Origin of the sequence: Martelella limonii (assembly GCF_013344475.1) — a bacterium.
Classification (GTDB): domain Bacteria; phylum Pseudomonadota; class Alphaproteobacteria; order Rhizobiales; family Rhizobiaceae; genus Martelella; species Martelella limonii.
Map to the genome: position 1 here is coordinate 209,602 of NZ_JABUOU010000002.1, position 12,527 is coordinate 222,128.

The following is a 12,527-nucleotide window of genomic DNA, read 5'->3' on the forward strand; positions in this document are numbered from 1 at the left end:
TTGCCGGCCGTCTTTCAGACGACGATCAGATGCCCGCTTCCCTGATCGTCCGCGCCGGTTTTTAACATTGCGCTGCCATTTTCCATCCGCACCTCGCCTGATGCAAGACGCGCAAGCGCGGCGGGATAAAGCCTGTGCTCGACGGTCAATATCCGCTTTGCAAGCGTGTCCGCGTCATCATCCGGGTAAACCGGAACCGCCGCCTGTCCGATGATCGGGCCTTCATCCATGCCTTCGGTCACGAAATGCACGGTGCAGCCGGCAAGGCGCATGCCGGCGTCAAGCGCGCGCTGATGCGTGTCGAGGCCGGGAAACAGCGGCAGAAGAGACGGGTGGATGTTGATGATTTTGCCCTGATAGGCGCGAATGAAGTCGCCTGACAGCAGCCGCATATAACCGGCGAGGCAGATGTAGTCCGGCGCGATGTCGGCAAGCTTGCCGAGAATGGCCGCCTCGTGGGCCTGCTTGTTCTCATAGCTTTTGCGCGCGAACGAGAAGGTCGCGATTCCCCGCGCCTCGGCCTTGGCGATGCCGCCTGCTTCCGGCTTGTCGGAGATGACGGCGACGATCTCGGCAGGGAAATCCGGCGCGGTGGCCGCTTCCGCAAGCTTTTCCATGTTGGAACCGCTGCCCGAGATGAAAACGACGACGCGTTTCCTTCCGCTCATAGCGCGATCATGCCCTTGTAAACGGTGCCTTCCATGCCTTCCTTGCGGGCGACGATGCGTCCGAGCCTGAAGGCCTTTTCGCCTTCGCCTTGCAGCGCTTCAAGCACAGCTTCAAGCTGGTCCTTGCGGCAGACGCCGATCATGCCGACGCCGCAGTTGAAGGTCCGCATCATTTCGGCCGGGGCGACGCCGCCGGCGCGGGCGATCCAGGAAAATACGGACGGCACGGTGATCGCCTCAAGGTCGATCTCGGCGGAAAGCGTTGCCGGGAGAACGCGCGGTATGTTTTCTGGGAAGCCGCCGCCTGTGATGTGGGCGAGCGCCTTGATCGCGCCGGTCTTGCGGATGGCGGCAAGGAGCGGCTTCACATAAATGCGGGTGGGCTCCAGCAGCGCTTCGCCGAGCGACTTGCCGGGCGCAAACGGGGCAGGGGCCTGCCAGCCGAGGCCATTCAGTTCCGCGACCCGGCGCACCAGCGAGAAACCGTTGGAATGAACGCCGGAAGAGGCGAGGCCGAAGATCACATCGCCTTCTTCGAGGTTTTCGGATGGCAGCAATGCGCCGCGTTCGGCCGCCCCGACCGCAAAGCCTGCAAGGTCGTAATCGCCCTTGGAATACATGCCCGGCATTTCCGCCGTCTCGCCGCCGATCAGTGCGCAGCCGGCCTGGCGGCAGCCCTCGGCGATGCCTTCGACGATGGTGGCGCCTTCATCCGGATCGAGCGCGCCGGTCGCGAAATAGTCGAGAAAGAACAGCGGCTCCGCGCCCTGCACCACGAGATCGTTGACGCACATGGCAACGAGGTCGATGCCGACCGTATCGTGCTTGCCGGCTTCGATTGCAATCTTCAGCTTGGTGCCGACGCCGTCATTGGCGGCCACCAGCACCGGATCGGTAAAGCCTGCGGCCTTGAGGTCGAACAGGCCGCCGAAGCCGCCGATTTCGCCATCGGCGCCCGGACGCCGCGTCGATTTGACAGCCGGCTTGATTTTCTGGACCAGAAGATTGCCGGCATCGATATCGACGCCCGCATCGCTGTAGGTGAGGCCGTTTTTCCGCGTTTCGCTCATGGGGCGATCCCTCATGCAAAAGTCAAAGCCGGGCATTGCATGGAGTTTTGCATGATGCAAGTGTGTAGCCGGATCCCGCAACCGATTTCGACAGATAACGCCGCCAGAAACCGAATTTCATCGGTGGATATCGGGGAACGGCGCGTCTGCCTGCCGTTGGTGCTTGACGCTGGGTGCGGGATACTCAACAAACGGGTAAGCCGGCAATTTTAAAGTGCCGGGTCTAAGCCATCATCGCCAGAGCGCGAACCGGAGCGGGAGTTTTTTTCATGGCGGGTCGGATCAGTGCCGCGGGCTTGCGCAGGCAGATCTATTTCTGGCTGCTCTTTGCTGCCTTCGTCGCGCTCTTTCTGTTCGTGTTCCGCGGCATCCTGCTGCCGTTCGTGGCCGGCATGGCGCTCGCCTATTTCCTGGATCCGATCGCAGACCGGCTGGAAAAGATCGGCTTCAACAGGCTGTGGGCGACCACAACCATCATGCTGTTCTTCCTGATCCTGGTGATTGCGGTCCTGCTGCTCTTCATTCCGCTCCTGGTGCAACAGTCATATGAGATCGCCCAGCAGTTCCCGAAATACATGTACGAACTGGAGCGGTATCTCGAGACCACGCAGTTCTCCCGCGTGATTGCATGGGCCAATGACCAGCTTGCATCGGTGAGCAAAAATCTCGGCAACATGCTGTCCAACGGCGCTTCCATCGCAGGTACAGTCTTCGGGCAGATCTGGAGCTCGTCGATGGCGGTGATCAATCTGGTCTCCTTCTTCGTCCTCGCGCCCGTCATTGCCTTCTATCTCCTTCTCGACTGGGACCGCATGGTGAAGAAGATCGACCAGTGGGTGCCGCGCGGTCAGGTTGACGACGTGCGCTATCTCGCGGGTCAGATCAACGAGGTGATTTCCGGCTTCGTGCGCGGGCAGGGCTCGCTCTGCATCATCCTCGCGGTCTATTACGCGATCACGCTCACGCTCGCAGGCCTCAACTTCGGCGCGCTGATCGGCATCTTCGCGGGGCTGGTAAGCTTCATCCCCTATCTTGGATCGACCTCCGGTCTGATTCTGTCGATGGGGGTTGCGATGTTCCAGTTCTGGCCGGATTTCTGGATGATCGCGCTGATCTTCGGGATCTATCTGTTCGGCCAGTTTCTCGAGGGCAATGTGCTGCAGCCGAAGCTTGTCGGCTCCAGTGTCCGCCTGCACCCGGTCTGGCTGATGTTCGCCTTGTTCGCCTTCGGGGTGCTGTTCGGCTTCGTCGGACTTCTGGTGGCGGTTCCGGTTTCTGCCGCTGTCGGCGTGCTCGTCCGGTTTGCGATCGACCGGTATCTTACCAGCGATCTCTACTGGGACGGGATCGATCATCATGCCGATGAACCGACGCCGGTCGTTGAAGAAGGGAAGTGAGCCTCACCGTGCTTCGTGACAAGACCTTGCAGCTGCCGCTGGCGCTCGGGCACGATCCCGCTGCCGATCGGGACCACCTGCTGATCTCGACCTCGATCATGCCGGCCATCGATCTGATCGACCGCTGGCCTGTCTGGCGCACGCCCGTGACCGTTCTGGTCGGGCCGCCGGGTTCCGGCAAGACCCACCTCTCCACGATCTGGAAGGGTTTGAGCCAGGCGCGGGTCGTGACGGAGGAGCTTCGGGAGGGGCGGCCGATCGCGCCGCGCCAGGGCGCTTTCCTGTTCGAGGATGCCGATCGCGTGCCCTTTGACGAGACCGGTCTGTTTCACCTGATCAACACCGTACGCCAGCATAACGGCACCCTGTTGATCACGGCCCGTTCGCTGCCGCAGCTCTGGCAGCTCACCCTGCCGGATCTCAAATCCCGGCTTGCCGCAGCGACCACCGTCGAGATCGGTCCGCCGGACGATGTCTTGCTGAAACAGGTGATCTTCAAGCTGTTCGCCGACCGTCAGCTGGAGGTCGATGATCGCCTCGTTGCCTATATCGTGACGCGCATGGAGCGCTCGCTCGATGCAGCAAGCCAGATCGTCGATGCGATCGACAAGCTGGCGCTGTCGCGCGGCCGCCGCATCACCCGTGCGCTTGCCGCCGAGGTGCTGACGGAGCGTGAAACCTTCTGACGCGCTGCGTGAAAAGCCTGATCGTTTCTCGACACGTGAGAGGCCGGTCGCCTCCATGGCCTCGAGCGCTTTGATGGCCGCTTCGGATTCCGCCCTATTCGCCCTCTTCGAACAGCCGGAACTGCGTCAGCTCGGCATCCTTCGGCGGCGTCAGGCCGAGATGTTTCCAGGCCGTTGCCGTCATCACCCGCCCGCGCGGCGTGCGCTGGATGAAGCCCTGCTGGATCATGTAGGGCTCGATGATGTCCTCAATGGCATCGCGCGGCTCGGAAAGGCCGGCCGCGATCGTCTCGATCCCCACCGGGCCGCCGCCGAAATGCTGGCAGATCAGGTTGAGATAGCGGCGGTCGAGCTGGTCGAGACCCATATGGTCGACCTCAAGGCGCGTCAGCGCCTCGTCGGCAATCGCGCGGCTCACGCCCGGCGCGTCGGCGACTTCGGCAAAATCGCGGACCCGGCGCAGCAGCCTGCCGGCGATGCGCGGCGTGCCGCGCGCGCGCCGTGCGATCTCGCGCGCGCCATCATCGCTCATGCCGAGGCCCATCAGCCGCGCGCCGCGGCGAATGATCAGCTCCAGCTCCTCGGCGGTGTAGAAATTCAGCCGCACCGGAATGCCGAAACGGTCGCGTAGCGGCGTCGTCAACAGGCCAAGCCGGGTGGTTGCGGCAACCAGCGTGAATTTGGAAAGGTCGATCTTCACCGAACGCGCGGCCGGACCTTCGCCGATGATCAGGTCGAGCTGGAAATCCTCCATCGCCGGATAGAGGATTTCCTCGACCGCCGGGCTGAGCCGGTGGATCTCGTCGATGAACAGCACATCGCGCTCTTCGAGATTGGTCAGAAGGGCCGCAAGATCACCCGCCTTGGCGATCACCGGGCCGGAGGTGGAGCGGAAATTGACGCCAAGTTCCTTGGCCATGATCTGTGCAAGCGTGGTCTTGCCAAGGCCGGGCGGACCGACGAACAGAACGTGGTCCAGCGCCTCGCCGCGCCGCTTGGCCGCCTCGATGAAAATCTTCAGGTTGGCGCGCGCCTCCGCCTGGCCGGTAAAGTCATCCAGCGTCTGCGGCCGGAGCGCGGCGTCAAGGTCTTCCCCGCGCTTGTCCGGCGATATCAGGCGGTCGGCTTCATTGTCCATCGGCTATAGTCTTTTCCAGATTCCATGCGGGCGGCACAGCATAACGACGCAAATCTACTGCGACAATTCCTTCAATCCCAGACGGATCAGCATCGGGCTCTGCGCGTCTTCGCCGGCCTTTTTCAGCGCGGCGGCAACGGCGCCTGCGGCCTGGTCGCGCGAGTAGCCGAGATTGGTAAGCGCCGATATCGCGTCGGAGACCGCAGCCGGGGCGGCGCCTTCACCAACCTCCCGGCGGAACGAGATCGCCTCGCTGTCACCCATGGAAAGCCCGGAAGGCACCTTGTTCTTGAGTTCCGTGACGATGCGTGTGGCGACCTTGGGGCCGACGCCCGGCGCGCGCGAAACCGCGGTCTTGTCGCCAAGCGCAATGGCATTGGCAATCTCGCCGGTGGCAAGCGTGGAGAGGATGGCAAGCGCCACCCTTGCGCCGACGCCCTGCACGCTCTGCAGAAGGTTGAACCAGCCGCGTTCTTCCGCGCTCATGAAGCCGTAAAGCTTCAGCTGATCTTCGCGCACGAAGGTTTCGATGTAGAGCACCACCGCTTCGCCCACGGAACCGATGCGCGACAATGTGCGCGCCGAACAGAATGCGACGTAACACACGCCGTGGACATCGACCACCACATGGTCGTCGCCGATCTCATCGATCACGCCCTTGAGCTTGCCGATCATGCCGCCATTTCCTTCAACCGTGATCCATTCACCTGTTAGCCCCGCGCGGCAGCGTTATCGCTGCAGCACCTTCTCTCACCCTGCCGCCATCGCCGCCTTCAGCATTCGGTTTCCACCGCGATTATGGGCGTGGCAGATGGCGATGGCGAGCGCGTCCGCGGCATCGCTGCCCTTGAACTTCACCCGCGGCATCAGCACCTTGAGCATCATGTGGATCTGCTCCTTGTCGCCATGCCCGACGCCGATGACGGCCTTTTTCACTGCGTTCGGCGCATATTCGGCCACCTGCAGGCCCGCAAGCGAGGGCACCAGAAGCGCAATGCCGCGCGCCTGGCCGAGCTTCAGCGTCGCGACGGCATCCTTGTTGACGAATGTCTGCTCGACGGCCGCCTCGTCGGGGCGGAAGCCGTGCACCACTTCCGAAAGCCCATCATGGAGCTGGCGCAGACGCGAGGCGAGGTCCAGGTCGCCATCGCTCGTCACCGTGCCGGAATCGACGAACTTCAGGGAATTGCCGAGCGTCTCGATGACGCCCCAGCCCGTGCGCCTGAGCCCCGGATCGATGCCGATGATGCGAATCGTCTTTTCCATGCGTTCACCCTATCTTTCCTCCGCAATAGCTTCCAGAAAAAAGTGAACAAAACAAAAACATGCGGAGGGCCGCCAGACCCTCCGCATGGCATTTTACGTCTTTGGCGTTCAGCCCGCGATCGCGTCGAGACGCTTGAGGTGGTCCTCTCCGAGCTTCAGGTCTGCGGCCGCGATGTTTTGGCGCAGATGGGCACGCGAGGAGGTGCCGGGGATCACCAGAATGTTGGGGCTGCGCTGCAGCAGCCAGGCAAGCGAAACCTGCTGGATCGAGGTGTCGAGTTCGTGCGCGACCTGATCCAGAATATCGGCCTGATAGGGCAGGAAGCCGCCGAGCGGGAAATAGGGCACATAGGCAATGCCCTGTCCGGCGAGGTCTTCGATCAGCGCATCGTCGGTGCGGTGGATCAGATTGTAATGGTTCTGGACGCAAACGATCGCGGCGATGCCCTGCGCAATCTTTACCTGGTCCGAGGTGACGGTCGAGATGCCGATATGGGCAATCAGCCCTTCTTCCTGCATCTTGCGCATCGCCTCCATCGGCGCCTCGATCTCTTCGTCCGGGCTGAAGCCATCAACGCTGCCCATCCTGAGATTGACGATCGGGATGCGGTCGAGCTTCAGCCGCTCCAGATTGTCCTCGACCGACTTGCGCAGGAAATCCGGGCTGTGGTTCATGTTCCACCCGCCCTTTTCATCGCGCCAGCCGCCAATCTTGGTGACGAGGGTGAGATTTTCCGGGTATGGGGCAAGCGTCTCTGCGATCAGCCTGTTGGTCACGTAGGGTCCGTAGAAATCGCTGGTATCGATATGGTCGATGCCGAGCGCCATCGCTTCCTTCAGCACCGCGCGGCATTCCTCCGGGTCTTCCGGCTCGCCGAAGACATGAGGCCCTGCAAGCTGCATCGCGCCGTAGCCCATGCGGTTCACGGAGATATCGGTTCCGGGAAAGGTGAAGCGGCCGGCGGCGGCAGCGGGGCCTGGAACGTTGTTCATGCGATTGATCCTTTTCTATGCATCGATTTCTAAGATATAGCGAACGCGCACCTGATTGATAATCCGGACAATTTCGAATACCGTGATCGGCATGCCGAACAATTCCATCCTGCCTTCTTTCGATGATCTGCTGACCTTCCTCGTGATTACGAGAACGGGCGGCTTTCGCGCCGCTGCCAGAAGGCTAGGCGTTTCGCCCTCCACCGTCAGCGAAACCATGACGCGGCTTGAAGCAGAACTTGGCGTTCCGCTTCTCATCCGCACCACCCGCAGCGTCCATCTGACCGAGGCAGGCCGGGCGCTCGCTGATCGTCTGGAACCGGTGATTGCGGAAGCGCGGTCTGCGATTGCCGATGCCACAAGCAGCGAGGGCGTGGTTCGCGGCCGTCTGAAAATCCAGGTCCCGGGTGCCGTGATGCACGACATCCTTCCGCCGATCATCGACGGTTTCGCAAAGGCCCATCCCGAGGTCCGGCTTGAAATACTGGTCGACGATCGCTTCACCGACATGATTGCAAGCGGCTGCGATGCCGGCATCCGCTATGGCGAACACCTTGCACAGGACATGATTGCGGTGCCGATCGGACCGCGCCAGCAGCGCGGCGCGCTTGCCGCCTCGCCGGATTATCTCGCGCGCAGGGGAAGGCCCGGCCACCCGCGCGACGTGCTGGCCCATGATTGCATCCTGATGCGGTTTGCCTCGGGCGCGCTTACCGGATGGGAATTCGAAAAGGCGGGCGAAGTCATCACGCTCGATCCGCCGGCAAAGATCATCATCGCGACCAATGGATGGCAGGCAGCCGTCAAGCTTGCGATCGAGGGGCACGGCTTGTTCTGCACCTTTCGAAACTGGCTGGAACCGCATTTCGCAACGGGCGAACTGGTGCCGCTGCTTGAGGATTGGTTTCCGCCGTTCGAGGGCCCGTTTCTCTATTATTCCAGCCGGCTGACCCCGCGTCCGCTCAGCGCCTTCATCGATTATGTGGGCAAATATCGCCGCAGCGAAGGGGAGGCGGCTGGCAAAATCGCAGTCCCGCCTTTGTAATTCCCATCTTGCATTCCTAATTATGTGTCAAAGACACACATTCCGGGACAGGACACCTCATGACAGCATTTTCCATTCTCGACCTCTGTCCGGTGGTCGAAGGCGGCACGCTTTCGGAAGCTTTTGATGCCACGCGACAGATGGCGAAGACGGCAGAGGAAGCGGGCTACACCCGTTTCTGGCTGGCCGAGCATCACGGCATGACGGGCATTGCCAGTGCCGCAACCTCGCTGGTGATTTCGGAGGCCGCGCGCGCCACAACCACGATCAGGGTCGGTTCCGGCGGCATCATGCTGCCGAACCATTCGCCGCTGGTGATTGCAGAACAGTTCGGCACGCTGGAAGCGCTTTATCCCGGACGCATCGATCTCGGCCTTGGCCGTGCGCCGGGAACAGACATGAACACCGCGCGCGCTTTGCGGCGCAATCTCGATGCCGGCGCCCAGACCTTCCCGAACGACATTGTCGAATTGCAGCAGTTGATGGACGATCCTGCGGAGGGGCAGCGGCTTCTCGCCAATCCGGGGGCGGGCGCAAAGGTGCCGGTCTATATTCTCGGGTCTTCCACCTACAGCGCGCATCTTGCGGCCATGCTCGGCCTTCCTTACGCCTTCGCATCCCACTTCGCCCCGGACATGCTGTTCGAGGCGCTGCACATCTATCGCAGCAATTTCAAGCCGTCCGCCCAGCTCGACAAGCCCTATGTGATCGTGGGCGTGATGGGGGCCATGGCCGATAGCGACGAAGAAGCCGACTATCTGTTCACCTCCGCCCAGCAGAGCTTCGTGGCGCTCCGCCGCAATGCCCGCGGCAAGACGCCGAGGCCGGTCGAAAGCATGGACGGTCTGTGGACCGACATGGAACGCATGTCGATCGAGCATACGTTCCAGTTTGCAGTTGTCGGCGGGCCGAAGACGGCGCAGGCAAAGATGAGCCGGTTCCTGGCAGACACCCGCGCCGATGAGGTGATCATCTCGCTGCCGATTCACTCCCTCGAAGCCCGGCTGAAAGCCGTCGGCATGTTCGGGGCGCTGAGGCGGGATCTTCTGCAGCACGCCGGCTAGCGGCGCGCTTGCCGCTATTTACGTGAACAAAAAGCTGACGACGGCGCGCAGGCCAGGGAACGAACCTCCGCCATGGCCGCGCCGTCGGCAAACATCAGCCAGGCTGCGAAAAAGCGGCCACCCTCATGGGCGACATCCTCGGGCTTGGCCCGAGGATCGAGGCAGTTTTGCGCAGGCTAAAAATAACGTGAAAATTCAATTGCTTGAACGCTAGATGCTCGGATCAAGTCGAGCATGACACCTGTGGGTGAGGTTCGCGTGCGCGAGAGGAGCTGAACCTCAGGCTTTGTCGGCAGTCTGAGATCTTCCCGGTACGGGAAGATCGGAATTTTGCTCGCCCTTGAGACGGGCGCTGAGCTTGCTGCGGTATCAGGCCGAAAGCTTGGCCATCACCTCGTCATCGACCTCGAAGTTGGAATAGACGTTCTGAACGTCGTCATCGTCTTCGAGGTTCTCGATCAGGCGCATCAGCGAGGTGGCGCGCTCTTCGTCGACGGGGATGGTGTTCTGGGGTTTCCAGATCGCCTTGACGCTTTCGGCTTCGCCGAGCGCGCTTTCAAGCGCGGTCGAGACTTCGTTCATGTCCTCGAACGCGCAATAGATGGTGTGGCCGTCCTCGTCGGAAACGACATCCTCGGCACCTGCCTCGATCGCTGCTTCCATGATCGTATCGGCGTCGCCCGCTTCAGCCTTGTAGACGATCTCACCGACATGGTCGAAGGAGAAGGAGACCGAACCGGTTTCACCCAGCGCGCCGCCGGCCTTGGCGAAGATCGAGCGGACATTTGAAGCCGTGCGGTTGCGGTTGTCGGAGAGCGCTTCGACGATCACCGCGACGCCGCCCGGGCCGTAGCCTTCGTAGCGCACTTCGTCATAGTTCTCGGCATCTCCGCCCGAGGCCTTCTTGACGGCGCGTTCGATGTTGTCCTTGGGCATCGACTGGGCCTTGGCATTCTGGATCGCCAGGCGCAGGCGCGGGTTCATGTCCGGGTCGGGCGTGCCCATCTTGGCGGCGACGGTGATCTCGCGCGCAAGCTTGGAGAACATTTTCGACCGCACCGAGTCCTGCTTGCCCTTGCGGTGCATGATGTTTTTGAACTGTGAATGGCCAGCCATGGCTCCGCCCTGTCTTTGTTATGAAATCCCGGATTTGGCGCCCTTATAAGGGGCAGAAGCCGCGCATTCAAGCCCGATGGCGCTGTCGTTACCACACGCCATTCAGCAGAACGAACTGCGGCGCGCGGGGAAGGGAGGCAAGGGACAGGCGGATACTGCGCGCATCCGAGTAGAGGATCTCGTAGTCGCCGGCAAACATTGCCGCGAAGTCGCGCACGCGCGGGCCGGTGCGGTGCATCGGCAGAACCACGGAGGAATGGAGCCTCTCGATGACGTTCCGCATGCTCTCAGCCCCAAGCGTCAATCCGCCGTCGACCGGCACCATGACGACGTCGAGCCTGCCGATTTCGGCGATGTCGCTGTCAGCGAGTTCATGATGAAGATGGCCAAGATGGCCGATGCAGAGATCGGCGAGCTCGAAGATGAAGATCGAATTGCCATCCTCCTCGAACGTGCCGAAGGCGCGGATATCGGTGGAGACGTTGCGGATATGGACGTCTCCGACGACCATATCGTGATTGGCCGGCTCGCCGGGCGTGTCGCCCCAGCCATGCAGCACCATCCCGATGCCGGGATCGGGCGTCATCGTGAAATGGCTTTCATGCGCCTTGTTCATGGTGGCGACATCCGGCGGGCCGCCGGGCAGCAGAAATCCGGAATAGTCGGTCGCGATCCGGATGCCGCCAGGGCTTTCGATCAGGAAGGTAGAATGCCCGACGAAGGTGATGGTGACCTCCGGCGCCTCGTAGGCAACCGGTGCGAAGCTTGCGAATGTCACATCGGGCAGTCGTTCGGCGATTGCCTGGCACTGGCTGACGGGCGGGCGCGGCTCTTGGGCGGCGACCGTTGCAGCAGACGCCGACACGGCTAGGACAAGGATGGCGCATTCTCGAAACATGGCCATTCTCCCGGAAGGTCAGGATTTTGCGAGTGTGCGGCAGAAGGCCGAAAAGGTCCATGGAGGCGCGGTTTTCCGGAGATCACACCTTCGTGAAGTCAGCCGCGTGGATGCTCTGAAAAATTGGATCTTGCGGACCTTGTTTTCGCTGCCCGATTTGCCCATTTCCTGCGCGGTAAAGAACGCTTGGAGCCCTGCCTGATGGAAAGGCGAACGCGCTCCAGCCGATTTTTCACGGGCAGTTCCGGGCGCGCCGGATGGGCTAATTCTTCAGGGAGATCATGACGGCATGCGTGAAAAGGTGCTCGCTCTGACAATGTCGAAGAGGTGGGAAGCCTTTATTCTGACGGTCATCATCATCAATGCCATCACGCTCGGTTTCGAGACGTCCGAGATCGTCATGCAGAGCGCCGCGGGACCAATCCTGCGCCTTTTCGACCGGGTCGTGCTGGCGATCTTCGTCGTCGAAATCGGGCTTCGTCTCTATGCGCACCGGCTCCGCTTCTTCCGTGATCCGTGGAGCCTGTTCGACTTCACGATCGTTGCGATCAGCCTTCTGCCTGCAACGGGACCGCTTCAGGTGCTGCGGGCGCTGCGCATTCTTCGGGTGCTGCGTCTGTTGTCGATGATCCCGTCGCTCAGGCGCGTGATCGGCGGGCTGGTGGCAGCCCTTCCCGGCATGGGGTCGATCATCGTGCTGATGGCGCTGGTATTCTACATCTTCTCGGTCATCGCCACCAAACTCTACGGCGAGGCCTTCCCCGAATGGTTCGGAACGCTCGGCGCTTCGATCTATTCGCTGTTCCAGATCATGACGCTCGAAAGCTGGTCGATGGGCATCGTCCGTCCGGTGATGGACGTCTACCCCAATGCCTGGCTGTTCTTCGTGCCCTTCATCCTGTCGACGGCCTTCACCGTGCTCAACCTGTTCATCGGTATCATCGTCTCGGCGATGCAGAAGGAACACGAACAGGAACTGCTGGAGGAAAACCGGCAGGCGCGGGAGCCGGACATGCAACTGATCATCTCGGAGCTCAAGGCGCTGAGACAGGAGGTTGCGGCGATGAGGGCGGAACGGCCCGTGACGTAAACGGGGAGGCGGGAGCGAAGACGATGCTCGCCCCGCTTTCCTCCGTCATGCTCGGGCTTGTCCCGAGCATCTAATCACGTGTCGACACGAAAAGCG

General features: G+C 61.7%; 13 protein-coding genes. 5 read left to right on the top strand and 8 right to left on the bottom strand.

Annotation, left to right across the window (positions count from 1 at the left end; all coding sequences use genetic code 11):
• Positions 1-14: 14 nt before the first annotated feature.
• Positions 15-668, bottom strand: coding sequence for a phosphoribosylglycinamide formyltransferase (purN, locus tag HPQ62_RS06165; RefSeq protein ID WP_174801645.1), 654 nt, complete (start codon positions 666-668; stop codon positions 15-17).
• Positions 665-1,738, bottom strand: a complete 1,074-nt coding sequence (gene purM / locus HPQ62_RS06170) for a phosphoribosylformylglycinamidine cyclo-ligase (RefSeq protein WP_174801646.1) — start codon at positions 1,736-1,738, stop codon at positions 665-667. Before purM ends, purN begins: the two co-directional genes overlap by 4 nt.
• Before the next feature lie 269 nt (positions 1,739-2,007).
• Between purM and HPQ62_RS06175 the strand changes: the two genes are divergently transcribed.
• Together HPQ62_RS06175 and hdaA are read left to right on the top strand one after the other, a co-directional pair.
• Positions 2,008-3,135: an AI-2E family transporter gene (locus HPQ62_RS06175; protein WP_174801647.1), complete on the top strand. Its 1,128-nt coding sequence runs from the start codon at positions 2,008-2,010 to the stop codon at positions 3,133-3,135.
• Positions 3,132-3,821, top strand: a complete 690-nt coding sequence (gene hdaA, locus HPQ62_RS06180) for a DnaA regulatory inactivator HdaA (protein ID WP_174801648.1) — start codon at positions 3,132-3,134, stop codon at positions 3,819-3,821. Before HPQ62_RS06175 ends, hdaA begins: the two co-directional genes overlap by 4 nt.
• 94 nt (positions 3,822-3,915) lie before the next feature.
• Here the strand turns inward: hdaA and ruvB are convergent, their stop codons facing one another.
• From ruvB to HPQ62_RS06200, 4 genes are all read right to left on the bottom strand, one after another.
• Entirely contained in the window at positions 3,916-4,959 is a 1,044-nt protein-coding gene (gene ruvB / locus HPQ62_RS06185; protein ID WP_174801649.1) for a Holliday junction branch migration DNA helicase RuvB, read from the bottom strand.
• A 54-nt stretch (positions 4,960-5,013) separates the two neighbouring features.
• Positions 5,014-5,634, bottom strand: a complete 621-nt coding sequence (ruvA, locus tag HPQ62_RS06190; protein ID WP_174801650.1) for a Holliday junction branch migration protein RuvA — start codon at positions 5,632-5,634, stop codon at positions 5,014-5,016.
• Between the two features lie 75 nt (positions 5,635-5,709).
• Positions 5,710-6,225: a crossover junction endodeoxyribonuclease RuvC gene (ruvC, locus tag HPQ62_RS06195; RefSeq protein WP_174801651.1), complete on the bottom strand. Its 516-nt coding sequence runs from the start codon at positions 6,223-6,225 to the stop codon at positions 5,710-5,712.
• Between the two features lie 108 nt (positions 6,226-6,333).
• Positions 6,334-7,218 carry an oxidoreductase gene (locus HPQ62_RS06200; RefSeq protein ID WP_174801652.1) on the bottom strand — a complete coding sequence of 295 codons (885 nt, stop codon included), beginning with the start codon at positions 7,216-7,218 and terminating at the stop codon, positions 6,334-6,336.
• A 91-nt stretch (positions 7,219-7,309) separates the two neighbouring features.
• Between HPQ62_RS06200 and HPQ62_RS06205 the strand changes: the two genes are divergently transcribed.
• Complete coding sequence (locus HPQ62_RS06205; RefSeq protein WP_174801653.1) at positions 7,310-8,263, top strand: LysR family transcriptional regulator; 954 nt, start codon at positions 7,310-7,312, stop codon at positions 8,261-8,263.
• Between the two features lie 59 nt (positions 8,264-8,322).
• Positions 8,323-9,327, top strand: a complete 1,005-nt coding sequence (locus HPQ62_RS06210) for an LLM class flavin-dependent oxidoreductase (protein WP_174801654.1) — start codon at positions 8,323-8,325, stop codon at positions 9,325-9,327.
• Between the two features lie 369 nt (positions 9,328-9,696).
• On the opposite strand, the gene HPQ62_RS06215 is transcribed toward HPQ62_RS06210, so the two are convergent.
• Both HPQ62_RS06215 and HPQ62_RS06220 read right to left on the bottom strand, forming a co-directional pair.
• The gene (locus tag HPQ62_RS06215) at positions 9,697-10,443 is read right to left on the bottom strand and encodes a YebC/PmpR family DNA-binding transcriptional regulator (protein WP_174801655.1); all 747 of its coding nucleotides are present in this window, start codon (positions 10,441-10,443) and stop codon (positions 9,697-9,699) included.
• A gap of 88 nt (positions 10,444-10,531) precedes the next feature.
• Entirely contained in the window at positions 10,532-11,347 is an 816-nt protein-coding gene (locus HPQ62_RS06220) for an MBL fold metallo-hydrolase (RefSeq protein ID WP_174801656.1), read from the bottom strand.
• Positions 11,348-11,630: 283 nt separating this feature from the next.
• On the opposite strand from HPQ62_RS06220, the gene HPQ62_RS06225 reads away from it, so the two are divergent.
• Positions 11,631-12,431 (top strand): ion transporter, encoded by an 801-nt coding sequence (locus HPQ62_RS06225; RefSeq protein WP_174801657.1) that lies wholly within the window; start codon positions 11,631-11,633, stop codon positions 12,429-12,431.
• Positions 12,432-12,527: the final 96 nt, after the last annotated feature.